Source organism: Streptomyces sp. TRD_SC_5 (genome assembly GCF_056836825.1).
In genome coordinates, this window is sequence record NZ_JBWZZS010000001.1 from 599,981 (window position 1) to 626,450 (window position 26,470).

General features: G+C 70.6%; 22 protein-coding genes. 13 read left to right on the top strand and 9 right to left on the bottom strand.

Annotated elements, in window-relative coordinates; genetic code table 11:
- The first annotated feature begins 6 nt into the window (after window positions 1-6).
- From chvE to AC1P0E_RS02875, 4 genes are read left to right on the top strand one after another with little or no spacing between them, the layout of a single operon-like run.
- Window positions 7-1,113, top strand: coding sequence for a multiple monosaccharide ABC transporter substrate-binding protein (chvE, locus tag AC1P0E_RS02860; RefSeq protein ID WP_482740563.1), 1,107 nt, complete (start codon window positions 7-9; stop codon window positions 1,111-1,113).
- Entirely contained in the window at window positions 1,113-2,657 is a 1,545-nt protein-coding gene (gene mmsA / locus AC1P0E_RS02865; protein ID WP_482740564.1) for a multiple monosaccharide ABC transporter ATP-binding protein, read from the top strand. The genes chvE and mmsA overlap by 1 nt, the downstream gene beginning before the upstream one ends.
- Window positions 2,658-2,662: 5 nt before the next feature.
- A complete protein-coding gene (gene mmsB / locus AC1P0E_RS02870) occupies window positions 2,663-3,901 on the top strand; it encodes a multiple monosaccharide ABC transporter permease (RefSeq protein ID WP_482740565.1) in 1,239 nt (412 codons plus the stop codon).
- Window positions 3,902-3,934: 33 nt separating this feature from the next.
- Window positions 3,935-5,095: an aldose epimerase family protein gene (locus tag AC1P0E_RS02875; protein ID WP_482740566.1), complete on the top strand. Its 1,161-nt coding sequence runs from the start codon at window positions 3,935-3,937 to the stop codon at window positions 5,093-5,095.
- A 64-nt stretch (window positions 5,096-5,159) separates the two neighbouring features.
- Here AC1P0E_RS02875 and AC1P0E_RS02880 read toward each other — a convergent pair whose 3' ends face one another.
- The 6 genes from AC1P0E_RS02880 to AC1P0E_RS02905 all read right to left on the bottom strand — a co-directional run bounded on the left by AC1P0E_RS02880 (window position 5,160) and on the right by AC1P0E_RS02905 (window position 13,385).
- Window positions 5,160-7,727, bottom strand: coding sequence for an alpha-L-arabinofuranosidase C-terminal domain-containing protein (locus tag AC1P0E_RS02880; RefSeq protein WP_482740567.1), 2,568 nt, complete (start codon window positions 7,725-7,727; stop codon window positions 5,160-5,162).
- Between the two features lie 118 nt (window positions 7,728-7,845).
- Window positions 7,846-8,244, bottom strand: a complete 399-nt coding sequence (locus tag AC1P0E_RS02885; protein ID WP_482740568.1) for a hypothetical protein — start codon at window positions 8,242-8,244, stop codon at window positions 7,846-7,848.
- 11 nt (window positions 8,245-8,255) lie between these two features.
- Window positions 8,256-9,419, bottom strand: coding sequence for a winged helix DNA-binding domain-containing protein (locus AC1P0E_RS02890; RefSeq protein WP_482740569.1), 1,164 nt, complete (start codon window positions 9,417-9,419; stop codon window positions 8,256-8,258).
- Window positions 9,420-9,573: 154 nt separating this feature from the next.
- Window positions 9,574-10,638, bottom strand: a complete 1,065-nt coding sequence (locus tag AC1P0E_RS02895; RefSeq protein WP_482740570.1) for a hypothetical protein — start codon at window positions 10,636-10,638, stop codon at window positions 9,574-9,576.
- Between the two features lie 24 nt (window positions 10,639-10,662).
- Entirely contained in the window at window positions 10,663-12,564 is a 1,902-nt protein-coding gene (locus AC1P0E_RS02900) for a neutral/alkaline non-lysosomal ceramidase N-terminal domain-containing protein (protein ID WP_482740571.1), read from the bottom strand.
- Window positions 12,564-13,385, bottom strand: a complete 822-nt coding sequence (locus AC1P0E_RS02905) for a class II aldolase/adducin family protein (RefSeq protein WP_482740572.1) — start codon at window positions 13,383-13,385, stop codon at window positions 12,564-12,566. The genes AC1P0E_RS02900 and AC1P0E_RS02905 overlap by 1 nt, the downstream gene beginning before the upstream one ends.
- A 125-nt stretch (window positions 13,386-13,510) precedes the next feature.
- Here AC1P0E_RS02905 and AC1P0E_RS02910 point away from each other — a divergent pair, with 125 nt between their 5' ends.
- From AC1P0E_RS02910 to AC1P0E_RS02930, 5 genes are all read left to right on the top strand, one after another.
- Window positions 13,511-14,128, top strand: a complete 618-nt coding sequence (locus tag AC1P0E_RS02910; protein ID WP_482740573.1) for a TetR/AcrR family transcriptional regulator — start codon at window positions 13,511-13,513, stop codon at window positions 14,126-14,128.
- Window positions 14,129-14,272: 144 nt separating this feature from the next.
- Window positions 14,273-15,358 (top strand): WD40/YVTN/BNR-like repeat-containing protein, encoded by a 1,086-nt coding sequence (locus AC1P0E_RS02915; protein WP_482740574.1) that lies wholly within the window; start codon window positions 14,273-14,275, stop codon window positions 15,356-15,358.
- Between the two features lie 34 nt (window positions 15,359-15,392).
- Window positions 15,393-16,070 carry a uracil-DNA glycosylase gene (locus tag AC1P0E_RS02920; protein ID WP_482740575.1) on the top strand — a complete coding sequence of 226 codons (678 nt, stop codon included), beginning with the start codon at window positions 15,393-15,395 and terminating at the stop codon, window positions 16,068-16,070.
- On the top strand, window positions 16,067-17,086 hold the full coding sequence (locus AC1P0E_RS02925) for an N-acetylglucosamine kinase (RefSeq protein WP_482740576.1): 1,020 nt from the start codon (window positions 16,067-16,069) through the stop codon (window positions 17,084-17,086). The genes AC1P0E_RS02920 and AC1P0E_RS02925 overlap by 4 nt, the downstream gene beginning before the upstream one ends.
- Window positions 17,087-17,181: 95 nt before the next feature.
- Entirely contained in the window at window positions 17,182-18,108 is a 927-nt protein-coding gene (locus tag AC1P0E_RS02930) for a sirohydrochlorin chelatase (protein WP_482740577.1), read from the top strand.
- A gap of 155 nt (window positions 18,109-18,263) precedes the next feature.
- Here AC1P0E_RS02930 and AC1P0E_RS02935 read toward each other — a convergent pair whose 3' ends face one another.
- Window positions 18,264-19,340, bottom strand: a complete 1,077-nt coding sequence (locus AC1P0E_RS02935; RefSeq protein ID WP_482740578.1) for a lactonase family protein — start codon at window positions 19,338-19,340, stop codon at window positions 18,264-18,266.
- 112 nt (window positions 19,341-19,452) lie between these two features.
- A complete protein-coding gene (locus AC1P0E_RS02940) occupies window positions 19,453-20,961 on the bottom strand; it encodes an FUSC family protein (RefSeq protein WP_482745633.1) in 1,509 nt (502 codons plus the stop codon).
- Window positions 20,962-21,201: 240 nt separating this feature from the next.
- Between AC1P0E_RS02940 and AC1P0E_RS02945 the strand changes: the two genes are divergently transcribed.
- The 4 genes from AC1P0E_RS02945 (at window position 21,202) to AC1P0E_RS02960 (ending at window position 25,227) form a co-directional block, all read left to right on the top strand.
- Window positions 21,202-21,684 carry an Lrp/AsnC family transcriptional regulator gene (locus tag AC1P0E_RS02945; protein ID WP_482740579.1) on the top strand — a complete coding sequence of 161 codons (483 nt, stop codon included), beginning with the start codon at window positions 21,202-21,204 and terminating at the stop codon, window positions 21,682-21,684.
- 25 nt (window positions 21,685-21,709) lie between these two features.
- Complete coding sequence (locus tag AC1P0E_RS02950; protein ID WP_482740580.1) at window positions 21,710-22,393, top strand: HAD family hydrolase; 684 nt, start codon at window positions 21,710-21,712, stop codon at window positions 22,391-22,393.
- Between the two features lie 226 nt (window positions 22,394-22,619).
- Entirely contained in the window at window positions 22,620-23,534 is a 915-nt protein-coding gene (locus tag AC1P0E_RS02955; RefSeq protein WP_482740581.1) for a D-alanyl-D-alanine carboxypeptidase family protein, read from the top strand.
- Between the two features lie 79 nt (window positions 23,535-23,613).
- Window positions 23,614-25,227 carry an alpha-amylase family glycosyl hydrolase gene (locus AC1P0E_RS02960; RefSeq protein WP_482740582.1) on the top strand — a complete coding sequence of 538 codons (1,614 nt, stop codon included), beginning with the start codon at window positions 23,614-23,616 and terminating at the stop codon, window positions 25,225-25,227.
- On the opposite strand, the gene AC1P0E_RS02965 is transcribed toward AC1P0E_RS02960, so the two are convergent.
- Complete coding sequence (locus AC1P0E_RS02965) at window positions 25,224-26,408, bottom strand: zinc-dependent alcohol dehydrogenase (RefSeq protein ID WP_482740583.1); 1,185 nt, start codon at window positions 26,406-26,408, stop codon at window positions 25,224-25,226. The two genes, AC1P0E_RS02960 and AC1P0E_RS02965, sit on opposite strands and share 4 nt — an antisense overlap.
- Window positions 26,409-26,470 lie beyond the last annotated feature (62 nt).

The following is a 26,470-nucleotide window of genomic DNA, read 5'->3' on the forward strand; positions in this document are numbered from 1 at the left end:
TCCGTCATGACGCGACGCATATCCCGGGCCGCAACCGCCCTCACCACCACCGCGCTCGCCCTCTCCCTCGCCGCCTGCGGCCAGAACGCCGAGGGCGGCAGCAACGAGAAGAAGTCCGCGGGGGACGGCACCGTCGGCATCGCGATGCCGACGAAGTCCTCGGAACGGTGGATCGCCGACGGCAACAACATGGTCGAGCAGTTCAAGAAGCTCGGCTACAAGACCGATCTGCAGTACGGCGAGGACGACGTAGACCAGCAGGTCTCGCAGATCGAGAACATGATCACCAAGGGCGTGGACGTGCTGGTGGTGGCCGCCATCGACGGCCGCGCGCTGGGCGATGTACTGCGCCAGGCAGCCGACCAGGGCGTCAGGGTGATCAGTTACGACCGCCTCATCCTCGGCACCCCGAACGTCGACTACTACGCGTCCTTCGACAACGAGAAGGTCGGCGTCCTCCAGGCGACGTACATCATCGACAAGCTCGGCCTGAAGGACGGCAAGAAGAAAGAGACCTTCAATGTCGAACTGTTCGCCGGCTCCCCCGACGACAACAACACCGGCTACTTCTTCCAGGGCGCCTGGAAGACCCTGAAGCCGTACATCGACAGCAAGCAGGTCGTCGTCCGCAGCGGCCAGACCAAGCTCGACCAGGTCACAACGCTGCGCTGGGACGGCGGGACCGCGCAGAAGCGCATGGACGACCTGCTGACCAAGGCGTACGGCTCCGAGAAGGTGGACGCCGTCCTTTCCCCCTACGACGGCATCTCCATCGGCATCCTGTCCGCGCTCAAGTCGGACGGTTACGGTACGGCGGCCAAGCCGTACCCCGTGGTCACCGGCCAGGACGCCGAGGTCGCCTCGGTGAAGTCGATCATCGCCGGGCAGCAGACGCAGACCGTCTACAAGGACACCAGGGCGCTCGCCAAGCAGGCCGTGCAGATGGCCGACGCCGTAATGAACGACAAGAAGCCCGAGGTCAACGACACCAAGACGTACAACAACGAGAAGAAGGTCGTGCCGTCCTTCCTTCTCGACCCGGTCAGTGTCGACAAGACCAACTACCGTCCCGTACTGGTCGATTCCGGCTACATCAAGGCGAGCGACCTCTGATGGCGGGGCCGCCGGTCCTGGAGATGCGCTCGATCGTCAAGACCTTCCCCGGTGTCAAGGCGCTCTCCGACGTGACGCTGACCGTCGCGCGCGGCGAGGTCCATGCCGTCTGCGGGGAGAACGGCGCCGGCAAGTCGACGCTGATGAAGGTCCTCAGCGGCGTACACCCGCACGGCAGTTACGAAGGGGACATCCTCTTCGACGGCGAGCACTGCGCCTTCAAGGACATCCGCGCCAGCGAGGCGCACGGCATCGTGATCATCCACCAGGAGCTCGCCCTGGTGCCGTACCTCTCCCTCGCCGAGAACATCTTCCTCGGCAACGAACACGCCCGGCGCGGGGTCATCAGCTGGAACGAGACCCTCAAGCACGCGGCGGCGCTGCTCAAGCGCGTCGGCCTGCGCGAGCATCCGCAGACCCGTGTCGCGGACATCGGGGTCGGCAAGCAGCAGCTCGTGGAGATCGCCAAGGCGCTGGCCAAGGAGGTGAAGCTGCTGATCCTCGACGAGCCGACCGCCGCGCTCAACGACGAGGACTCGGCCCAGCTTCTCCAGCTGATCCTGGAGTTGAAGGAACAGGGCATCACCTCGATCATCATCTCGCACAAGCTCAACGAGATCGCCGAGGTCGCCGACTCGGTCACCATCATCCGCGACGGCCGGACCATCGAGACCCTGGACGTCAAGGCGGCAAAGACCACCGAGGAACGGATCATCCGCGGCATGGTCGGCCGCGATCTCGACCACCGCTTTCCCGAACGGACGGCGTACACCGGCGAGCCCGGTGCCCACCCTGCCCTCGAAGTCCGCGACTGGACCGTGCACCACCCCATCGACCAGCAGCGCAAGGTGGTCGACGGCGTTTCCCTCCAGGTCCGGCGGGGCGAGATCGTCGGCATCGCGGGGTTGATGGGAGCCGGGCGTACGGAGCTCGCGATGAGCGTCTTCGGGCGGTCGTACGGCAGGAACATCAGCGGCACCGTCCTCAAGGACGGCAAGCAGATCCGCACCAGGACCGTCCCCGAGGCGATCGGTCACGGCATCGCGTACGTCACCGAGGACCGCAAGCAGTACGGCCTCAACCTCATCGACACCATCGGCCGCAACATCACCCTCAGCGCCCTGCCCAAGGTCGCCAGACGCGGCATCGTCGACGGGCACGAGGAGACCAGGGTCGCCGAGTCGTACCGCCGCAGCATGAACATCAAGGCGCCGACGGTCTTCGAGCAGGTAGGACGGCTCTCCGGCGGCAACCAGCAGAAGGTCGTCCTCAGCAAGTGGATCTTCGCGGGGCCCGATGTGCTGATCCTCGACGAGCCGACGCGCGGGATCGACGTCGGCGCCAAGTTCGAGATCTACAGCGTGATCGACCGCCTCGCCGCCGAAGGCAAGGCCGTCGTCTTCATCTCCTCCGAACTCCCCGAACTGCTCGGCATGTGCGACCGCGTCTACACGATGTCCGCCGGCCGGCTGACCGGCGAGATCGCGCGCGCGGACGCGACACAGGAAGTACTGATGCGCCACATGACCATGGACAAGAGGTAAGTGAGATGGGCAGCCCGGTCACCACCGAGAAGCCGGGGCGGCAAGCCGCTCCGCCCGGACCGCGCGGTTCCGCGGTCAGCACGCTGCTGCTGGAAACCATGCGCCGCAACATGCGCCAGTACGGCATGCTCATCGCGCTCGCGCTGATCGTCGTGCTCTTCGCGATCTGGACCGACGGCGTACTCCTCCAGCCGAACAACGTCACCAACCTGGTCCTCCAGAACAGCTACATCCTGGTCCTCGGCATCGGCATGATGATCGTCATCATCTCGGGCCACATCGACCTGTCGGTCGGCTCACTGGCCGCGTTCGTGTCCGCCGCGTGCGCGGTGATGATGGTCGAGCACGACATCCCGTGGGTGCTCGCCACCGTGATCGCGCTCGTCATCGGAGCCGTCGCCGGAGCGTGGCAGGGCTTCTGGATCGCGTACGTCGGCATCCCGTCGTTCATCGTCACGCTCGCGGGCATGCTGCTCTTCCGCGGCGGTACGCAGATCTTCCTCGGCTCGCGCTCCATCGGCCCGTTCCCCGAGGGCTTCCAGAAGATCTCCACGGGATACCTGCCGTCCCTCGGCCCGGACACCAACTACCACAACCTGACTCTGCTGCTGGGTCTGGTCCTGCTCGTCTGCGCGCTGGCGCAGGAGGTGCGCGACCGGCGCAGGCAGCTCAGTTACGAACTCGACGTGCTGCCGCGGTCGTTGTTCCTGACCAAGTGCGTGGCGATGGCGGCTGCCGTGCTCGCCTTCACCCTGACGCTGGCCAGCTACCGGGGCGTACCCGTGGTGCTCCTGCTGCTCGCGGTGCTGCTGATCGGCTTCGGCTTCGTGATGCGCAACGCGGTCGTCGGCCGGCATGTCTACGCGCTGGGCGGCAACCAGGCGGCGGCGAAGCTGTCGGGCGTCAAGGACAAGCGCGTCACGTTCCTGGTCTTCGTGAACATGGGCGTGCTCGCCGCCCTGGCCGGTGTCGTGTACGCGGCCCGGCTGAACGCGGGCGTACCGCAGGCCGGGGTCAACTTCGAACTGGAGGCGATCGCCGCCGCGTTCATCGGCGGCGCGTCGATGAGCGGCGGCGTCGGCACGGTCTTCGGCGCGATCATCGGCGGCCTGGTGCTGGGCGTACTCAACAACGGTATGTCGCTCGTCGGCATCGGCACCGACTACCAGCAGGTCATCAAGGGTCTGGTGCTGCTGGCGGCGGTCGGGTTCGACGTATGGAACAAGCGCAAGGTCGGTTCATAACTCCGTTCACAACTTCCTGAAGGAGTCACAGAGATGAGCACGAGCAGACGCACGGTACTGGCGGGCGCGGCGGCGGGAGCGGGTGCGGCGGCCGTCGGCCTGGCCGGCGCGGGGACGGCGTACGCCTCCACCGGCCGCTCCCCTTCGCGGGAGCTCTTCGGCCGGCTGGCCGACGGCACGAAGGTGTACCGCTGGACCGTCGCCAACGGCGGGACCCGGCTGAAGGTCCTCTCGTACGGCGGGATCGTCCAGTCCCTGGAGGTGCCGGACCGGCACGGAGCGATGGCGAACGTCTCGCTGGGCTTCGACAGCCTCGACGACTACGTCGCCGGGTCGCCGTACTTCGGCGCGCTGATCGGGCGTTACGGCAACCGCATCGCCAAGGGCCGGTTCACGCTCGACGGGCGTACGTACCAGCTTCCCGTGAACGACGGTCCGAACAGCCTGCACGGCGGCGACAAGGGCTTCGACAAGCAGGTGTGGGACGTGGAGCCCTTCAGCCGGGGTTCCGACCGGGGGCTCGTGCTCCGGCGGATCAGTCCGGACGGCGAGATGGGCTACCCCGGCACGCTCAAGGTGAAGGTCACGTACACGCTCACGGCGCGCGGCGACTGGCGGATCGACTACGAGGCCACGACGGACCGGGCGACGGTCGCCAACCTCACCAGTCACACGTACTTCAACCTGGCGGGCGAGGGCAGCGGCTCGATCGACGGTCACACCCTGGAGATGGCCGCCGCCCGCTACACGCCCGTCGACGCCACCCTCATACCGACCGGCGAGCTCGCGCGCGTCGCGGGAACGCCCTTCGACTTCCGGCGGGCGAAGACGATCGGTGAGCAGGCCCGTGTCCCGCATCAGCAGGTGCTGTACGGGCAGGGGCTCGACCACAACTGGGCGCTGGACAAGGGCATCACGTCCGCTCCCGGGTACGCGCTGACCCTCGCCGACCCGGGTTCGGGACGGGTGATGAAGATGTACACGACCGAGCCCGGCATGCAGTTCTACTGTGGCAACTTCCTCGACGGCACGCTCGCCGGAACCTCTGGGCGGCTCTACCGCCAGGGCGACGGACTGTGCCTGGAGTCGCAGCACTTCCCGGACTCCCCCAACCAGCCGTCGTTCCCGTCGACGGTGCTGCGTCCGGGAACGACGTACCGCTCGACCACGGTGCACGCCTTCTCGCACCGCTGACAGGCATCGCTGAAGCCCCCTGCCGGACATGGGTCCGGCAGGGGGCTTCGGTCTGTGGCCGGGCTCAGTCCGTCTTGATGCGCATGAAGGTGACGGAGTGCGCGGGGAAGGTGTACGTGAAGGTGCTGTCGATCCCGTCCAGGGTGGAGCGGCGGGGCGTGATCGGCCGGTCGGCCGGGGTGTTGACCGCGTCCGGGGCGCCCTGGAGCGTCGTCAGGCGTGCCTTGGGCGACGCGATGCCGGTGTGCCGGCCGAGGTCGATTCGCGTACGGGCGGGCGCGTCCTGGGCGTTGACCACCTTGACGATGAGTTCGCCGCTCGCCTTGTCGCGGGTGACGACCTGGCGGAAGGGCTCGGCGGCCTTGTCGTCGGTGAAGCTGCCCCACTCCTTGCCGTCGAGGAAGAGCGTCACCTGCCGGCCGCGTACCCGGACCTCGACGTCGTACGTACGGCCCGTCTCGATCGTCGTACCGCGCTCGATGAGGGTCTGCTTGGCGCCGCCCGCTGCCTTCTCGACGACGGAACGGGTGTTGCCCCAGCCGCCGAGGTTCCACCAGTAGTAGTTGCCGGTGTCCTTGACGCCGAAGGCGATCAGGAAGCCTTCCTTGCCGGACTGCTTCGTGGCTTTGAGCTTCAGGTCGTAGTCGTGCCAGGCCGGGTCGCCCGCCGTGACCAGGGTGTTCTCGGCCGCCGCGTCGGACTGGACGTACGCGCCGTCCTTGACGGACCAGGAGCCGGTGCCCGCCGCCCTGGTCCAGCGGCTGTCGTCGCCGGAGAAGTCGTCGGCGAAGAGGCTCGCGCCGTCCGCCGACGTGACGCGCACGTCGTCGTACGCCGCCGCCGTCGCCCAGGTGGAGAGGCCCACGGCGCCGGTGATCGGGCCGCTGACGGCCGGGGTGCCGGAAGCGCGGCTGCGTACGACCTCGTCACCGACGTTGTTCATGAAGAGCTTCTGTGTCTCGTAGCTGGCGCTGCCCCACGAGGTGGCGTTGTCGAACCAGATCATGTTGGGCCGCCACTGCGCGTCGTTGGTGTCGGCGAGGAGGGGGGCGTACGAGGCGAGCTTGACGATGTCCGCGTTGCGTTCGAGGCCGGTCATGTAGGCGGCTTCGGCGAGGGCGTTGGAGAAGCGGTTGTCGAGCGACGCGTACTCGCCGAGGAAGATCTTGGGGCCCTGGCGGTCGTACGTGTCGTAGCGCTCGTTGTTCTCCAGGAACCACTGCGGGCTGTTGTAGTAGTGCTCGTCGACCATGGCGACCTTGGCGTCGCGGTTCAGCTGCCAGGCGCGGTCGAAGGTGGCGCCGCTGTCGTCGGGACCGGAGTTGCTGATGACGGTGATGGCGGGGTACTCGGCCTCGATGGCCTTGCGGAATTCGGTGAAGCGCGCGAAGAACTGGTCGGGGAGGTTCTCCTCGTTGCCGACCTCCAGGTGGGTCAGGCCGAAGGGCCTGGGGTGACCCATCTGTGCCCGCTTCCTGCCCCACGGTGAGGTCACGGGCCCGTTGGCGAACTCGATGAGGTCCAGGGTGTCCTGGATGTGGCGGCGGAGCAGGGCGGGGTCGTCGGTCGCCTTGTTCTGGCCGCAGCCGGTGACGAGGGCGGGGACGACGGGCAGGGCCATCGCGCCGATGTCCTCGGCGTACTGGAAGTACTCGTAGTAGCCGAGTCCGTACGTCTGGTTGTAGCCCCAGAAGTTGGCGTTCACCGGCCGCTGCTCGACCGGGCCGACGGTGTCCTTCCACTGGTAGGAACGCTCACGCTCGAAGTCCGGGGCCTCGTACGCCTCATGGCTGCCGGTGTTGACCAGGCAGCCGCCGGGGAAGCGCAGGAAGCCGGGCTTCAGGGCGGCGATCTTCTGGGCGAGGTCCTTGCGCAGGCCGTTCGGTCGGCCCTTGTAGGTGTCGCGGGGGAAGAGCGAGACCATGTCGAGCCGTACGGTGCCGCTGCCGCCCGCGGTGACGGCGAGGCGGCCGGCCTCGCCGGTCGTGCGGGCGGTGAGGGTGCCGGTGTACTTCGTCCAGCGGTCGCCGCGTGCTGTGATGCGCAGCGGCTTCGCCAACTGAGTCGCTCCGTCGCGCAGTTCGATGCCGAGTGGTGTTCCGTCCGGACGGTCGGTGCGTGCCCAGACGGAGAAGTCGTACTTCTTTCCGGCGCGGACCGCGATCCCCGCGTTGTAACCGGAGTTCGCGACGCCGAAGCGGGCGCTGTCGCCCTCGCCGTCGCCGCCGAGGTCCAGCCGCAGGTAGCGGCGGTTGCGCTCGTTCAGCCGTCCGCCGTCGTCCACGACGCGTGCTGTGCCGGTGGCTCCCCCGCTCGCGGTTTCCTTCCAGGCGGTCAGTGGGGTGTACGCGCGGTTGTCGGCGGGGTCGTACTCGAAGGAACGATTCTGCACGAGCTCGGCGTACAGCCCGCCGTCAGCCGCGTGGTTGATGTCCTCGTAGAACACGCCGTACATCGAGTCGTCGATCGCGGGGCCGGTACTGGCCGCGTCGACGCTGATCGAGTAGTCGGCGGTCTTTGGCTCGGCCGCGGCCGGGACCTCGGTGGGCGTGACGACCAGTGCGGCCGTCAGACCGGCGAGGACCACCGACGCGACGGCGAGACGGCGTCTGGGCTTTCTCTGACTGTGCATACGGGCTCCTGGTGTTCGTTCGAAATATCGGACATTGACCACAATCCCGAACGAGAACATAGGCAGGCGCCCATGGCAGGTCAACTCCCCTGCACCAGAAGGATTTTTCGCCGACGGATTACGCGCGTCGCCGCAGGGCGATCTCCGCGTCCGTCGCGTAGCTCTGCGTCCAGTGGCGCCCGACGTCCGACGCCCATGTGACGTGGACGGTGTCACCGTCGACCCGGACGCGTTCCACGGTGATCACACGCTCCCCCGTGCGTACGTCCCCGCGGCGCAGCTCGCCCGCTGTGACGGTGGGGTACGTGTCCTTGACCTGCGCCTCGACCGCGTCGGCCGCCCGCACGAGCGCCGCCGCCAGCTCCCGGGCCTGCTCGGGCGTGGCCACCAGGGGGACGTACTGGCTGCCCCGCGCGCCGATGTGGATCTGCCCCGTCTCCGCGTTCCCTGCCGGTCCGGGGGCGACCTCCACGAGGGCGGCCGAATCGTCCGGGGCGTACAGGCGGATGTCGGGCATGGTTTTTCTCCTCAGGCGTGCGCGCCCACCGTGATCGTGCCGATGGACGCTTCGGGAACGGCCTCCATGATCTCCCCGACGCGGCTCACCTCGATGTCGAGGGCGCCTCGCTGCGTGGCGGTGAGGGTGGCCAGAGGCTCGACGGTGATGTGGAGCCTGCGCCCGGCGCGGCGCTGGTGCCAGACTCCGGCGGCGACGCCGTCGACGAGCAGTACGGGGAAATTGCCCGCCTGGCCGCCGGACAGGGCACGCTCGGCGGCGCGTCCCGGGAACAGCCGTTCGCGCGGCTGACACGCGATGACGTACGCGTCGAAGTACGGCAGCAGCCGCAGGCCCCGCGGCTCCGTTGTGGGCATCGCGGTGTCCCCGGCGGCCACCCAGGCCGGCTCGCCCTCCAGCTCCACCTGCTGGAGTCGTGCCGAGAGCGAGGCGAAGAGTTCGGCGGCCCAGCGCGGCGGCGCGGCGAGCCAGCGCGCGAACTGCTGGGAGGTGGCGGGCCCGTAGGCGTACAGATAACGCTCGACGAGCCACGCGAGGGCGACAGGCGGATCGGCGGGCCGGAAGTCCGGCAGCCAGCGCCTGGGGCTGGTGTAGGTGACCTTGCGGCCCTTGTTGGGGCCGAAGCACAGCGCGCCGCGGTTCGCCGCCGTGTCGACGGCCTGGAACCAGCGGGGCCACAAGCCCTGGAACGCCTCCATGACGGGGTCCGCGGCCCACGGGCCGGCCTCCTCGGCGAGCGCCTCGGTCAGTTCGTCGACGGTCAGCTCCGCGTCCGCGAGTACGACCTCTATCGCTTCGACGACGGCTTCCGTCTGGTCGGGCGTCAGCAGGGACGCCTGTCCCTGGGTGCTCCGGCCGCCGGGCATCGCGGACAGCGCACCGGTCCACATCGGCAGATCCTGGGTGCTCAGCAGATGTACGGTCCCGCGCGGGCCCCGGGTCTTGACCAGGGTGCGCTCGGTCCACAGGGCGTGGCGTACGTCGGCCCGGGTCCCCTTGGCCGTACGCATCGCGAGGGACAGCTCGGCCGCGGACAGCACCTGGGCATGGGCGCCGCACATGACGGATGCGGCGGAGGCCACGGAAGCCACAGGCGCGGACAACGCGTTGCGCTCCAGCCGCCTGGCCGAGACCTCGGCCCAGGAGAAGCTCGGGGTCTCGGCCTTACCGGTCATGGAACGGCTCCTCGGGGGTCACGGCACACGCACGGTGCGGTCCGGTGCGGTCGGCGCGGTCGGTGCGGAAAATGCGGTCGGTGCGGACAGTACGGGCAGTACGAAGAGTGCGGCTGGAGCCGCTGGTGCGGGCAGCGGTCCGGCTCTTCGGCCCCTACCAGCCGCCGTCCGCCACCGGTTTCCCCGGTGCGTCGCCGAGCGGTTTCACCTGATGCGGTGAAGGCTGCTGCCACGGTGTGTGGTCGTCGCCCAGCCACTCTCCGACCGGCTTGACACCGCCCAGCGTGTCCGTGGGCGCCAGGTCCTCGCCGTCGGCGTCGTAGTAGTCGAACCAGGGCAGGCCCGCTCGCGTGTACGCGGCCCGGTCGACGGGGGACGGCGGGGGCTCTTCACCGGTGATACGCCGCCACTCCGGCGGGGTCACCAGGTGCACGAAGACGCGGCCCGAGGGCCCCGCGGCCCAGTCGGAGGCGGGCCGGTCGTCCTTGTAGACCTCCTGGCGCATGGAACCGCCCACTCCCAGTCCCATCGCCGCACCCGGGGCCCGCGGCGCGGGCGCACCGCCCCGGCCGGCTCCCGAAGCGGACATCATGGCCGGAGCGGCGGGCGCCCCTGGGGCGGGCGCGCCGTACGCGGCAGCCGGCGGCGGCATCGCGGCCCGCCGCTCCGCCGCTCGCCGCTGCTCCTGCCGCCACGCTTCCAGCGGTCCGTCCGCGAGCGGCCACGACTGCAGTTGCAGTCCGCCCCACTTCTCCTCGCCGGTGACCTGGCCCTCCACCGTCGCGCCCATCCCGAGCGGCACCGCGACGAACTGCCGCACCGTGCCCGTACCGGAGTTGATCCCGTCGAGCCACGGCTGGCGCGGCAGGACCAGGTAGTTCTGCGGGCCCCGTGAAAGCCGGCTGTTCCACGGCTTCCCCGACACCGCGCACACCTTCCCGACGCCCACCTGAAGGGCGCCCGGTTCCACGGTCCCGGCGAAGCTCAGCCACATCGCCTCACGCAGATACACAGGCAGCATGACGCCGCCTCTGGCCAGCCACTCCTGCGGCACCGTGGCCGCGAAGTCCTCGACCCTGCGCAGCGGGAAGTTGCCCAGGCCCGGCGGCAGGGAGTGCGTCCCCTTCTCGGGCAGGCGCAGCGTACGTACGAAACGCACCCGCACCCCGCCCGGCAGCAGCAGACTGTCCCCGTCGATCCGTACGGCACCGTTGGTCACCGGCGCACTCCCCTCGCATCGGTACTACTGATCGCTCCCGGTGTTATAACGATCGTTCCGTACGGTCCGGTTCCACTCGAAGGATTCCGTCGTTCCCGTGAACGGACCCCCGGCGGTGTCTCCGAAGTAACGGATCCGGTACACACCGGAAGGCGTGTCCGCAGGGACGTCCCAGGTGACGGTCACTGTGGAGGCCTCGTGTCCGGCTGACACGCCCGCTCCTGCCCAGCGGAATGTCGTGGACCAGTCGCCGTCGCCGGCGATCCTCGTCCACTCCCCGGCGTCCCGGCGTTCCACCGCCAGATAAGTGCCTCCCCTGCGCAGGTCGTTGCCCGGGTGCGCGCCGACGAAGCGGGCCGTGACGCGGGTGTCCGTGGTGGCGAGCGAGAGGACGTCACCGAAGTCCCGTCCCGGGTGGGGGGCGTCGCTCCTCCGCCGCCGGTACCGCCCGCGTGGCGGCCGTATGCGTTCCGGCGTGCCCCGGGCGACGGGCCTGCCGTCCCGCATGGCTTGCGCGAGGCCGGCCGCGCTCTGGCACAGGGCGGGCAATTCCCAGCGGCCGAAGAGCGTGCTGCCGCCCTCGTACTCCTGGGCGTCGTACTCCTCGGGTGTCGTCACGTAGTGCGCGTACGCGTTGCTGTAGCCCGCCACCAGTACGTCTGCGAGTTCCGCTCCGACGATCGCGGCGACGGTACGCCGCAGCCGCAGCCCCGCCACGATCGTGACCTCGGCGGGAAGGCCGATCAGGTACAGCGGACCGATGCGCAGCAACTGCACCGGGAGCCGCTCCTGGACCATGGGGCGGAGGCGGTTGACGGGCCCTGCGGGCAGGCACAGGCCCTTGGGCGCCTGGGCGTCGCGCAGACGGGGCGCGAGGGGGTAGACGATCTGGTGCGACAGGGTGTCCCAGAGCAGGTTCCGGCCCGGTCTGAAGCCCTTGAAGCCCGGCCCGTCCACCCAGGCCCCCGCGAAGGCCGCCGCGCCCGCGACGGGGCCCGAGGTGCGGTGCGTACGTCCGTCTCCGGTGAATTCGGGCCGTACGGTCACGCGGGAGAGGTTCACGTGGGTCAGGCGGGCGTCCAGGACCATGGGTGTCTCGTCGCCGTTCAGCGCGGCGGCCGCCTCGTACTGGCGGGTGCCGATGATGCGGGTGTTCTCCGACTCGTCCTCCGTGGGGCCGCTGCCCGGCGCGAGGTTGAGGTTGGGCGACATGTCTCCGGCGTTGGTCTGCGCGAAGGCGGCGACGACGCCCGGGTCCCCCGCCTCCCAGCGGGAGGCGGCGTAACCCTTGTTGTCGGCGCTGATGAGCGTGTTCCTGTTGCTCATGCTGGTGTTGTGCGTGGCGAACCAATTGACCGTTCCCGCGAGCCGTCCGTTTCGCTCGATGCGCAACACCGTGGTCTGCGGGTCCACGGCGTGCGGGAAGTGCGCCCTGTCCGCTGCCGGGTTGCGGTCGAAGGCGCGCTTCGACCGGTTGACGCTGGCCGTCAGGAGCTCGCCGTGGGCCAGCCGGAGTACGGCGGGAGCGAGGTCCGCGTGCGCGGCTTCGGCGGCTTCCACGATGCCGTCGACGATCGCACCGTACGTACGCTCCCGGAAGCCACCCGTGTTGCTGTTGTAGAGCGCGTGATGGAAGTAGCCGCCGGGCCCGCAGTGGGTGTGCGTGGCGGTGATCATGACGTTCGACTCGGTGTAGCCGTCGGGCAGCCGACAGAGTACTTCTCGTACGACCCCTGCCGACATGAGCGGCAGTTCGCACACCACGAGCAGCAGTCGTCGCTCACCGTCCGCGAAGGCGTACGCGCGCGCGTGCAACCGGGTGTGGATCCCGGACGTCTGCTGATCGGCCTTGCCGTACCCGAGCATCCCGCACTCGGCGGCCTCCCCCGTGATGTCGGCGATGCCGCACCCGGCCAGGTGGCTCATCAGTCGAAGAGGTCGGGATCGGAGGCGGTGATCTGGTCCCACAGGGGCTGCGCCTGGAACCAGCCCGCGAAGTGGCCGCCGACCTGGGAGCGGGTGTGCAGCGCCGTGTCCCGGTCGATGAGCCTGGGCGTACCGGCGGCCATCGCCAGCAGCTGGGCCTGGCAGGACCGTTCCATGGTGATGAACCACCACACGGCCTCGGCGACGGACTTGCCCACCGTCAGGAGGCCGTGGTTCTGGAGGATCACGGCCTTGTACGAGGCGAGGGTGGCGCCGATGCGCTTGCCCTCCTCGGCGTCGCTGACCACGCCCTGGTAGTCGCTGTAGACGCCGTGGTCCTCGAAGAAGGCACAGGCGTCCTGGGTTATCGGGTCGAGGGGTATGCCGAGGCTCGAGAAGGCCTTGCCGTGCAGGGAGTGGGAGTGCGCGGCGGCCAGGGCGTCGGGGCGCGCCTTGTGCACCTCGGAGTGGATGACGAACGCGGCCCGGTTCACGGGGCGGTTGCCGTGCAGGAGGTTGCCCTCGTGGTCGACGAGGATCAGGTCGGAGGCCTTGATCTGGCCGAAGCTCATGCCGAAGGGGTTGACCCAGAACGCGTCGGGGTGCTCCGGGTCGCGGACGGTGATGTGTCCCGCGACGCCCTCGGAGAAGCCGAACTTGCCGAACAGCCTGAACCCGGCGGCCAGTTGTCCCTTGCGGTAGCGCCGTTCGTCGTCGGCCGAATCGAAGGAGGGCGGTGTCGGGAGCGACACCCCCTCGGGCATGGGGCCGACGGCTGCCGTGATGACCTGGGACATGGTGGGGGGCGTCGCTTCTGGCATGGTGTGCCTCCTCGTCCATCGGATACATTCGCGTATCCGATACGGGTCGGGATGCTTTCCGAGGCCGTACGCGCTGTCAAGGGTCCGGGCCGAAGGGTTCGGAACTGCCGGGAGTGAGGTGGCCGATGCCGAAGGGAACGACCAAGCGGCGGCCGCAGACGCTGGCGCGGCTGCTGGACGCCGCGCGGGAGGTGTTCGCCGAATCGGGCTTCCAGGGGGCGAAGATCGAGGACATCTGCCGGCGGGCCGGTTACACGCGGGGCGCCTTCTACTCCAACTTCCGGACCAAGGACGAGCTGTTCTTCGCACTTTTCGACGCGCATGCCGACCGGGAGCTGGGGCGCATCGCCCGGACGGCGGCGGAGATCGGCGACGACGAGCTGACCGTCGGCCGGATCGCCGAGCTGCTGGCTTACGTCGATCCGGACGAGCGCACCTGGTTCCTGGTGACCACGGAGTTCACCCTGTACGCCATCCGCGACCCGAGAGCGGCGCGGATGCTCGCCGATCACGACGCCCGGCTGCGCGCGGAGGCGGTCCGGCTGCTGCGCGACCTCTTCGAGCGGGCCGGACTGCGGCCCACCGTCGACCTCGACGATCTGGTCCGGGTCCTCATCGCGCTGCGGGAGGGGGCACTCGGTCAGAGTTACGTCGAACCGGAGCGGCTCGCGCCGGGCGCGCTCGCCCGCCGGTTCCTGCCGCCGCTGCTGTCCGCCGCGACGACGGCCGCAGACGTGATCTAGGCGGTCCGCAGGGGCGGCTCTGCGTGGCACGGTGCGCCCGGCATGCCGTCTGAGCTGCGGCAACGCCCGCTCTGGGGGCCACTGTCAGTGGTCGGGTGCACACTGGCCCGTATCTGAGACAACGGCGTCCTGGAGGTACCGGCCATGTCCGACGTACTGCTCACTGTAGGAACACGAAAAGGGCTTTTCATCGGCCGCAGGCGCGGTGGCGAGTGGGAGATCGACGGACCCCACTTCAACGCGCAGGCGGTGTATTCGATCGCCATCGACGCCCGTGGCCCTTCGCCCAGGCTGCTCGTCGGCGGCGACAGCTTGCACTGGGGCCCCTCGGTCTTCCACTCCGACGACCTGGGCGCGACCTGGGTCGAGCCGAAGGAGCCTGCCGTGAAGTTCCCCGAGTTCACGGACGCGTCGCTGGAGCGGGTCTGGCAGCTGCGTCCGGCCGGGGCCGAGGCGCCCGGCGTGGTGTACGCGGGGACCGAGCCGGCCGCACTGTTCCGGTCCGAGGACCGCGGCGAGTCCTTCGCGCTCGTACGACCGCTGTGGGAACACCCGACGCGCTCGCAGTGGGTGCCGGGCGGTGGCGGCGAGGGGCTGCACACGATCATCACCGATCCGCGGGACGCCCGGGCCCTGACGGTCGCGGTGTCCACGGCCGGGGTGTTCCGCTCGCTCGACGGCGGGGCGAGCTGGGCGCCGTCCAACAAGGGGGTGTCGGCGGTCTTCCTGCCCGATCCCGACCCGGAGTTCGGCCAGTGCGTACACAAGATCGCCCAGGACGCGGCCGATCCCGACCGGCTGTATCTGCAGAACCACTGGGGCGTGTTCCGCAGCGACGACGCCGGAGCGAACTGGTCCGACATCGGAACGGGGCTGCCCTCGACCTTCGGTTTCGCGGCCGCCGCGCATCCGCACCGCGCGGACACGGCGTATGTCTTCCCCATCACGGCGGACTCCGACCGGGTGCCCGCCGACAACAAATGCCGGGTCTACCGCACCGGGGACGCGGGCAAGAGCTGGGAGCCGCTGACAGCCGGACTGCCCCAGGAGGCGCATTACGGAACGGTGTTGCGCGACGCGCTCTGTACGGACGACTCCGACCCGGCGGGGGTGTACTTCGGCAATCGCAACGGCGAGCTCTTCGCGAGCGCGGACGACGGGGACAGCTGGCGGATGCTCGCCTCTCATCTGCCAGATGTGCTGTGCGTGCGGGCGGCGGTGATCGGTTGATCGGAGTGGGCGGGCCGCCAGTAGAGTGACGCCCGTGGCAGCAAGACCGTTGAAAGAGATCGTCGAGCCCGGGTGGGCGGACGCTCTGGAACCCGTGGCCGAACGGGTCGCCGCTATGGGCGACTTCCTGCGCGCGGAGATCGCCGGCGGGCGCACCTACCTGCCGTCCGGGGCGAACGTCCTGCGGGCGTTCCAGCAGCCGTTCGACGAGGTACGGGTCCTGATCGTCGGCCAGGACCCCTACCCCACCCCGGGGCACGCCGTGGGGCTCAGCTTCTCGGTGGCGCCCGAGGTGCGGCCGCTGCCCGGCAGCCTGGAGAACATCTACCGGGAGCTGCACACCGACCTCGGGCTGTCCCGGCCGTCCAACGGTGACTTGACGCCGTGGACCCGGCAGGGCGTACTGCTGCTCAACAGGGCGCTCACCACGGCTCCCCGCAAGCCTGCGGCGCACCGCGGCAAGGGCTGGGAAGAGGTGACCGAGCAGGCGATCCGGGCGCTCGTCGCGCGCGGAAAGCCGCTGGTGTCCGTGCTGTGGGGGCGTGACGCCCGCAACCTGCGGCCGCTGCTCGGCGACCTCCCGGCCGTCGAGTCCGCGCACCCGTCACCGATGTCGGCGGACCGCGGCTTCTTCGGCTCACGGCCGTTCAGCCGGACCAATGAACTCCTGGCCCGCCAGGGCGCGCAGCCGGTGGACTGGCGGCTGCCGTGACGTCGTGGGTGCTGGGGGTCGACTCGGGCGGGTCGGGGCTGCGGGTGGCGCTCGCGGAGGTCACGGACACCGGGCAGTTGGGCACCGGGCGCACCGAGACCACCGTGTCGCGTGAGCCCGTACGCACCGGGCCCGCCGGCATCGACGCGACGCATCTGCTGGACCAGCTGCTGCCCATGGCACGGGCCTTGCTCGAGGACGCCGAAGACCGGGACGGCGCCGCGCGCCCCGTCAGGGTCGGCGCGGTGGCGATCGGCGCCGCCGGTATGGCGACCCTCGGCGACGACCTGCGCGCCCGGCTGCCCGGGGCACTGGAGAACGCCCTGGGCGTACGGCGGCTGGCGCTGGCCGCCGACGCCGTCACGGCGTACGCGGGAGCGCTCGGCATGCGGCCGGGAGCGGTGGTCGCGGCCGGCACCGGGATGATCGCGCTCGGTACGGACCTGTCCCACTGGCGCAGGGCCGACGGCTGGGGGCATTTGCTCGGCGACTGCGGCGGCGGTGCCTGGATCGGCCGCGCCGGGCTCGAAGCGGCGATGCGCGCCCACGACGGGCGCAAGGGCGGCTCTCCGGCCCTCCTGGCCCGCGTGGAGGCGGTGTTCGGTCCCGCGCCCGAACTGCCGGGACTGCTCTACCCGCGCGCCGACCGCCCAGCCCTGCTCGCCTCCTTCGCGCCGGAAGTGGCCCGCTGCGCGACGGCCGGACCCGCCGATCCCGTCGCGTCGGGAATCCTGCGGGATGCGGCCGGGCACATCGCCGAGGCGGCCGCTGCCGTCTGCCCACCGTCCGGGGAGTGCGAGGTCGCCCTCACCGGTGGCCTGTTCAACATGGGCGAGGCATTGCTCGTACCTCTGCGGGCCGCACTCGCCGAGCGGCTGCCGCACGCGCGCAGCGTCCCGGCTGGGGGAGATCCGCTGGCCGGAGCGGTGCGCGTCGCCGCGTCGCTCGCCGCCGACGGCCTGCGGCTGCCGGTCGACGGGCTCCTCTTGCATGTACCGACAGAGCAGGGCAGTTGAACTCATAGCGACTCACGGGATAAAAGGGGACAGACACCGCTTCAATGCCCCCTCCCCGAACAGCCGAGCACACAAACCCAGTAGCATGCGGCGCCATGAGCTCCCCCACTGGGCCCGCATCCGGCCTGCCTGTACGAATGCCGCGACCACGACAGTCCGGACGGCACCGCCGGCCGGAACCCGCGGTGGCTCCCGAGGGCGCGCCCGCGTTTGTCCTCGCCGTCCCCGGCACCCCGGGCAGCGCGTCGCGCAGCCTGGCGGAGGAAGTCGTCAGTATCGCCCGTTCCGAGCTGCCCGGCCTCGACGCCCGGATCGGCTACCTCGACGGCGACAACGGCGAGTACCCCACGCTCGAGAGCGTTCTCGCGCACACCGCCGCCGAGCGCGCCGCCCGCTACGAGCAGGCGCTCGCCGCGGGCCGCGAGGTCGCTGAGCCGCAGGGCCCGGCCGCCGTCGTCGTGCCGCTGCTCGCCGGCCCCGAGAACGCCCTGATGCGCCGGATACGGCAGGCCGTCATGGACAGCCGCGCCGCCGTCGAGCTGACCGACGTCCTCGGCCCGCACCCGCTGCTCGCCGAGGCCCTGCACGTGCGCCTCTCCGAGGCGGGCCTGTCCCGCGCCGACCGCGCCAGGCTGTTCACGGTCGCCACCGCGGCCGACGGCATCATCCTGGCCACCGTGGGCGGCGACGAGGCCGTGCAGGCCGCCGGCATCACCGGCATGCTGCTGGCCGCGCGGCTCGCCGTACCGGTGATAGCGGCCGCGCTCGACGAGGAAGGCTCGGTCGGCGCCGTCGCGGAGCAGCTGCGCGGTTCCGGCTCGACGCAGCTGGCCCTGGCGCCGTACGTGATCGGCCCCGAGGTGCCCGACAGCCTGCTGGACGCGGCCGTCAAGGAGGCGGACTGCGCCACCGCCGAGCCGCTGGGCGCCTACCCGGCGATCGGCAAGCTCGCGCTGTCGCACTACACGACAGCGCTGGGCATCGCGCCGCAGCAGCAGGCACAGGGCATGCCGGCCCACTGAGCGAGGCCCTCCCACCGCACGCCGACTGCGGTACGGAGGCCGGAGCGTAAAGGCACGCAGGCATGCAGGAACGACCGAGGGCCCGCACCCGAGTGACGGTGTGCGGGCCCTCAGGCGTTCCTCCAGCGTTCTGAGGCGCGCCTCAGGCTGCTTGGTCAGGCGAACACGACGCAGGACGCCGCCGGCGCCTCCACGGAGCCCGCGCGGCGCGGGATGCCCGTCTCCTGGTCGATGTCGAACCAGGTGACGTCCCCGGAGCGTTCGTTGGCGGCGTAGAGCCTGCGCCCCGAGGGATCCAGGGCGAGGTCGCGCGGCCAGTGACCGCCGCACTCCACCGTCGTGACGAACTCCGCATGGGCGCCGGTCGGGTCGAGCGCGAGTACGGCGATGCTGTCGTGCCCCCGGTTCGCGGCCCACAGGAAGCGCCCGTCGTGGGCGACGACGACCTCCGAGGGGTACGTCGGCCCCTCCGTCCCCGGCCCCACCACAGGCACCTCGCCGAGCGGTACGAGCACTCCGGACTCGGCGTCCCAGCGGCAGACGGCGACGATCGGTTCCAGCTCGGCCAGGACGTACGCGTGACCGCCATCGGGGTGGAAGGCCAGGTGGCGCGGCCCGGTGCCCGGCCGCAGCGCGGTCTCGGTGTGCACGCGCAGCGTCCCGGTGGGCGCCGCGAGTTCGCAGACCCGCACGGAGTCGGTGCCGAGGTCGACGCTCAGCACCCAGCGTCCCGTCGGGTCCGGCAGTACCTGGTGGGCGTGCGGTCCGGTCTGACGGTCCTGGTCGGGGCCGTTGCCCCGGTGGTGGAGTACGCCGGTGGCCGCTTCCAGGGTGCCGTCCGCGCCGACGGGAAGCACCGTGACGCTCCCCGAACCATAGTTGGCCGTCACCAGGTGCCCGGCGGCGAGGGCGAGGTGGGTGGGCGAGGCGCCGCCCACGAGGACCGGCGCACCCGCCGGGAGCGGGGCGCCGTCGCCGGTCACGTCGAAGGCGGCGGCCGCCCCGTCCTCGCCCTCACTCACGGCGTACAGGACCTTTCCACCGGGGGCGAGCGCGAGGAACGACGGGTCCGCGACGGCGTCGGTCGACCCGAGCACGGTCAGTGCGCCCGTCTCCCCGTCCATCGCGGCGGCGGTGATCCCGCGCCCCCCTGCCGAGGTGAACGACCCGATGAATGCCCTCCCGGGCCTCCCGGACCGCCCAGCCCGCTCGGCCTCGTTGCTGCTGCTCACCGTGGAGCCCCTTTCCGCCAGTTGACCGCGTACAGCCGCAAGAGCTGTGACAGCTTCGATCACATTCTGCCGGGCCGACGGTAGCAGCCGGTCTAGACCATCCTGATGCAGCTCAGGCGCTCACGAGAGGGGCGCGCTCAGAGGTGCGCAGGGGTGTGGCGAGGTCGGCGAGCGCCCTCTCCAGCTCGTGGAGATGACGCAGGGCGGCCTCGGCCCCCGGGTGATGCCCGGTCGCCTGTACGGGCGCGAGCGGCGCCCTCTCGGCCGCCGGTCCCGTCGCCGGCGATACGAGCGCCTCCACAGCGGCCTCCACGCGCCAGCAGGCGGCCGCGAGGCGGGCGTCGTGGGAGGCGTCGGGGTCGGCGGCGACGGAGGCGAGGGCCCGTACCAGCCGGGCGCAGTCGTCGAGCAGGGCGATGACCCGCAGGGCGCGCGCCTTCCGGGCGCGCAGCGGGCTGAGCGGATGCACCAGCGGGGCGAGGGTGAGCCGTACCCGGCCGAGGAGGAGTTCCAGTTCGGCGACGCGGGGCGCCGGGTCGGCGGCGTCGTCCCCGGCCAGGCGGCGCGCGGCGTCCGCCGTACAGGCGCGTACGCAGTGCAGGGCGCGCTGGATCCAGGCGTCGGTGGCGCCGTGGGTGGTGACGGGCAGGACGAGGGCGACGGCGAGGGCCGCGCCGACGGCGCCGACGGCGGTCTCCTCGAAGCGCAGGAGGAGCAGGCCGGGGTGCAGGACGCCGAGGAGTCCGTACAGCAGACCGGCCATGACGGTCACGAAGAACATCATCCAGCTGTACGAGGGCGCGGCCGTGTAGAAGATCCCGAAGACGCATACGGCGACCAGCGCGGCGGTCGGCGCGGGGGCCCCGGCGACCGGGACCGCGATCAGCAGGCCGGCCCCGATGCCGGCGACCGTACCGAGCACGCGCCGGAAACCGCGTACCAGCGTCTCGCCGCGCGCGGTGGTGTTGACGAAGATCCACCACGCGGTGCCGACGGCCCAGTACCAGCGCTCCTGGGAGAGCAGCTGGCCCAGTGCGAGCGCGAACGCGCACGCCGCGGTGACCTGGAACGCCTGGCGGGTGGTGGGCCGTGCGAGGCGGCGCCCGGTCAGTGGCGCCGGGGCGGCGGGCGGCGGGGTGCGCCGCTCGATGCACCATGCCCCGAAGCGCACGGCCGCCGACACGGCGACGGCGAGCGCCACCGCGCCGTACAGCTCGGGCAGCTGCCCGGGTACGGCGTGCAGGAACTGGGTGGCGAAGAACTGCATGAACGCGAAGATGCCGAGCGCGTGCCCGCGCGGTCCCCACCGCCTGGCGTACGCCCCGCAGAAGACGACCAGCAGGAACGCCAGGTCGCGCAGGAGCGGCGCGCCGTGCAGGACCGTCGCGAGGGCGAGTACGGGGAAGCCCACGACCGGCAGCAGCGCGGTCGTGGCGGCCTGGCGGCGCGGTGTCGCGTCCTGGACGGTGAAGAGCGCGAGGAGTGCGGCGAGTCCCGCCGTGATGGAGGCGGTCAGGGACAGTCCGGCCAGTTCGGCGGCCGCCACCGACAGGCCCACGCCGATGACGGCGCGCGTGGAGACGCGCAGCCGCAGGAGCCCCGGATCAGGAGCGGTAAACATCCTCTTCACGACGGTAGGTTCCGCCCCCCTTCGGCGTTCGAAGCACCCGCTTCAGACCTTCGGACATGGCAAAGGCGCCGCGGGTCCGGAAGCCGGCTTCGTTGCCGTCCGGCGCTGGCGGCGCCATCAATGAGTAAAGGAAAGCATCAAGAAGCACACTGGCTCAACTCGACCAGATATGACTGAACCATTGGTACAGTTCACGGGCAGACCGCCGGGCCAGAAGGAGACCAACGGATCATGGCAGTGGACGAGCTCGACACCCGCATCCTGCGACTGCTCATCGAGCAGCCGCGCACCAGCGTGCGCGAGTACGCCCGCCTCCTCGGCATCGCCCGCGGAACGCTCCAGGCCCGGCTCGACCGGCTGGAGCGCGACGGTGTGATCACCGGTACGGGTCCCTCCCTCTCCCCCGCCGCCCTCGGCCACCCCGTGCTCGCCTTCGTGCACGTCGAGGTCACCCAGGGGCATCTGGACGAGGTGGGTGACGAGCTGGCGGCCGTGCCCGAGATCATCGAGGCGTTCTCCATCACGGGCGGCGGGGACCTGCTGACGCGGGTGGCCGCCCGCGACAACGGGCACCTGGAGGACGTCATCCAGCGGCTGATCCAGATGCCCGGCGTCGTACGGACGCGGACCGAGGTGGCGCTGCGCGAGCGGGTGCCCCACCGGCTGCTTCCGCTGGTCGAGTCGGTGGGCAGGGCGGCCGCGAAACAGCGGTGACGGACCGGCTTGGCATGCTGGTGCCATGAACCGCCCGCACCGCACCTCGGTCATCTTCGATCTCGACGGCACGCTCGTGGACAGCGAGCCGAACTACTACCGGGCGGGCAGGCAGCTGCTCGCCCAGTACGGCGTCACGGATTTCGGCTGGGAGGAGCACACCCGCTTCATCGGCATCGGCACCCGCGAGACCCTGGCGGTGCTGCGTGAGCAGTACGGGATCACGGCGCCGCTCGACGAGATGCTCGCCGGCAAGAACCGGCTGTATCTGGAGCTGGCCGCCGCGGCCACCGAGGTCTTCCCCGAGATGCGGAAGTTCGTGGAGCGGCTGCACTCCGAGGGGACCCCGATGACCGTGGCCTCCGGCTCCTCCCGCGCCGCCATCGAGGCCGTGCTCGCGGGCACCGGGCTGGACACCCTGATCACCGAGGTCGTCTCCGCCGAAGAGGTCCCGCACGGCAAGCCCGCGCCCGACGTCTTCCTGGAAGCGGCCCGCAGGATCGGCGCCGCCCCGGCCGACTGCGTGGTACTGGAGGACGCCCCGGCCGGGGCGGCGGCAGCGCACGCCGCCGGCATGCGGTGCGTCGCCGTGCCCTATGTGCGCGGGACGGAGAACGATCCGGCGTTCGCCACGGCCGGACTGCTCTTCCCCGGCGGCCAGGACGAATTCACGGCGCAGGCGGCGTACGACTGGCTCGGACAGCGGTAACCCGGACAGCACTCACTCGGCAGCGCCGGCCGAGCTGTTCGCGGAGGATGGCGGCGGACGTCCGGGCGACACGGACACCACGGCCGTGGCGTCCGTTTGTGGACACCTGGTGGGCGAAAACAGGTCACCGGACCTTCACACTCACCCCACCGTTCCCCCGCAGCGAACCTGATGGGAACATGCCGTTCGACAGGATTCGTACAGTGAGTGGAACGGAGAACCATACGTGAGACCAGGGGGCATATCAGTCCGCCGCTGGGGGACGGCGCTGGTCGCGTCGACGGCGGCATTCGCGGTGATCACACCCACGGCCTCCGCACAGGCGGCCACCGGTCCTTCCGTCACCGCGAAGGGCGCGTTCCTGCTCGACAGCAAGCCGAACAAGACGCTGTGGAGCAAGTCCGCCGACACCAAGCGCCAGATGGCCAGCACCACGAAGGTCATGACGGCCGTCGTGGTGCTGGAGACCCGGGGTGTCGACCTCAACAAGAAGGTCACCGTAAAGCAGAGCTACCGCGACTACGTCGCGCGTAACGGTGCGAGCACGGCCGACCTGAAGAAGGGCGACAAGCTCTCGGTGCGTCAGCTGCTGTACGGGCTGATGTTGCCGTCGGGCTGCGACGCCGCGTACGCCATCGCCGACACGTTCGGCACGGGCACCACCGAGGCGGCCCGCACCAAGTCGTTCATCTCCAAGATGAACAAGAAGGCCTCGGACTTGGGGATGACCAACACCAAGTACGACTCCTTCGACGGTATTTCGCGGGCGGGGAACAACCTCACCACGCCCCGCGACTCGGCCAAGCTGGCCCGGCGCGCCCTCGGGAACTCGACCTTCGGGTCGGTCGTGAAGGCAAAGAGCACCAAGCAGACGGCCACCAACGGCCGGGTCTACACCTGGTACAACACGAACCAGCTGCTCGGTTCGTACAACGGCGCGATCGGCATCAAGACCGGTACCGGTTCCGTCGCGGGCCCCTGCCTGGTGTTCGCCGCCAAGCGGGGCGACCGGACGGTCGTGGGGGTCATTCTCAACGACGCGAACCGCTACGCGGACGCCAAGAAGATGCTCGACTGGGCGTTCAACACCCGCACCACCATGAAGCTGCGTACGCTCCCGGCGGGAGCCGAACAGGACTAGTGCCAGTCAGTACGGATGCCCCGGCCGGATCGTTTCCGGCCGGGGCATTTCGCGCTCCCGCCAGGGGAAGTACCCCTCCATGACACCGTTCCGCCCCACCCCCGCCTGGCTGGCCGACGCCGTCTTCTACCAGATCTACCCGCAGTCCTTCGCCGACTCCGACGGCGACGGCATCGGTGACTTCAACGGCATCACCGAGCGCCTCGACCACCTCGCCTGGCTGGGTGTGAACACGGTCTGGCTGAACCCCTGTTTCGCCTCGCCGTTCCTCGACGCCGGCTACGACATCAGCGACTACCTCACGGTCGCGCCCCGCTACGGCACCAACGACGACCTCGCCGCGCTCGTCGAAGCGGCCCGCCGACGCGGCATCCGTGTACTTCTCGACCTCGTCGCCGGGCACACCTCCGACCGGCACCCCTGGTTCACCGCCTCCGCCGACGACCCGGGCGACGACCGCTACATCTGGACCGACGGCACCCGGCCGCCGCCCGCGCGGTTCGTGGCCTCGCCCGGCGCCCGCCCCGGCGCGTACCTGCCGAACTTCTTCGACTCCCAGCCCGCGCTCAACTTCGGCTACGCCCGCATGAATCAGGCCGAACCCTGGCGCCGGCCCGTCGACGCCGAGGGCCCGCGCGCCAACCGGGCCGCCCTGCGCGACATCATGGACCACTGGCTCGGCCTCGGCCTGTCCGGCTTCCGCGTCGACATGGCCGCCTCGCTCGTCAAGGACGACCCCGACAAGAGCGAAACCTCGAAGATCTGGACCGGACTGCGCCACTGGCTCGACGCCACCCACCCCGAGGCCGTCCTGCTGGCGGAGTGGGGCGACCCGGCAGTCTCCGTACCGGCGGGCTTCCACGCCGACTTCTTCCTGCAGTTCGGCGGACCGACCGTGGGCCGCCCCCTGCGCTCCCTGTGGAACAACCGGCACGGCACCGACAACGACGACTGGGACCCCGTCGACTGCTTTTTCGACCCCGCGGGCAAGGGCTCGCCCCGCCCCTTCGTCGACGCGTGGCAGGACGCCACCGCCACCATCGCGGGGCGCGGGTTCACCGCGCTGCCCACCGCCAACCACGACTTCGCGCGTCTCAACTGCGGCCCGCGCACCGCCGAGCAGCTCCCCGCCGCGTTCGCCTTCCAGCTCACCTGGCCGACTCTCCCCGCCATCTATTACGGTGACGAGATCGGCATGCGCTTCGTCCCCGGCCTCCCCGACACCGAAGGCAGCGTCCTGGGCCCGCGCTACAACCGGGCGGGCTCCCGTACCCCCATGCAGTGGGACACCACCCCGGGGGCCGGCTTCTCCACCGCACCGGCGGACCGCTTCTACCTTCCGCTCGACCCCGACCCGGACCGGCCGACCGTGGCGGCCCAGCGCCAGGACGAAGGCTCACTGCTGCACCTGGTACGCCGCCTCGTCGCCCTGCGCACCGCCACCCCGGAGTTCGGGACCACGGGCACGGTGGCCGTCCTGCACGACGGTCATCCGTTCGTCTATGTGCGGGGCGGGCGCTACCTGGTCGTCATCAATCCCCAGCACCGCGCGGCCGGCGTCAGCACACCCGCCGCCGTGTCCGCCGGCCCGCCCCCACGGCCCGTGGAGGTCTCGGGCGTACACATCGGCGGCGGCAGGATCACGGCGGAGGGTTTCGCGTACGGCGTCTTCGAACTCGGCCGGGCCGGCTAGGGCTTGAGCAGCGTCTTGACCATGCCGTCCTGCTTGGCCTGGAACATCTCGTACGCCTTCGGCGCGTCCGCGAGCGGCATCCAGTGGGTGGCGAACCCCTCGACGCCCAGCGGGTCGTCGTCGCCGAGGAGCGGCAGGATGTCGTCCACCCAGCGCTTGACGTTGGCCTGGCCCATCCGCAGCTGGATCTGCTTGTCGAAGAGGGTCAGCATCGGCATCGGGTCCGCCATGCCGCCGTACACGCCGGACAGGGAGATCGTGCCGCCCCGGCGCACCACGTCGATCGCGGTGTACAGGGCGTGCAGGCGGTCCACCCCGGCGTGTTCCATCAGCCGCTGCCCGACGGCGTCGGGCAGCAGGCCGGTCATCCACTGTGCGGCCTTGGCGACGGGGGCGCCGTGGGCCTCCATGCCGACTGCGTCGATCACGGAGTCGGTGCCGCGGCCGTCGGTCAGGTCGCGGATGGCGTCGGGCAGGTTCTTGCCGTACGTGCGCAGGTCGAGCGCCTTGACGCCGCGGGTTCCGGCGCGGCTCAGCCGCTCCGGCACCAGGTCGACGCCGATCACCAGGCTCGCGCCCCGGTGCAGGGCGATGCGGGCGGCCATGTCGCCGATGGGCCCGAGGCCGAGTACGGTCACGGTGCCGCCGGGCGGGATCGCGGCGTACTCGACGGCCTGCCAGGCGGTGGGCAGGACATCGGAGAGGTAGACGAACCGCTCGTCGGGCGGCCCTTCGGGCACCTTGACCGGCAGACTGTCACCGAACGGTACGCGCAGGAACTCGGCCTGCCCGCCGGGGACTTGCCCGTACAGCTTGGTGTATCCGAACAGCGACGCGCCCATGCCGCGTTCCCGGACCTGGGTGGTCTCGCACTGGGAGTGCAGGCCCTGCTCGCACATGAAGCAGTGCTGGCAGGAGACGTTGAACGGGATCACCACCCGGTCGCCCGGCGCGAGCGCGCTCACACCGGCGCCGACTTCCTCGACGACGCCCATCGCCTCGTGTCCGAGGATGTCCCCGGGGTCGAGGTAGGGCCCGAGGACCTCGTACAGGTGCAGGTCGGAACCGCAGATGCCGGTCGAGGTGACGCGTACGATCACGTCGGTCGGCTCTTTCAGCTGCGGGTCGGGCACCGTGTCAACCCGTACGTCCCGCCTTCCGTGCCAGGTCAGTGCGCGCATCGCTCTCTCCTCGCCAGTCGGTCTCCCTGGATCTCCGGGTCCCCACGGAGGGCGTCTTCATT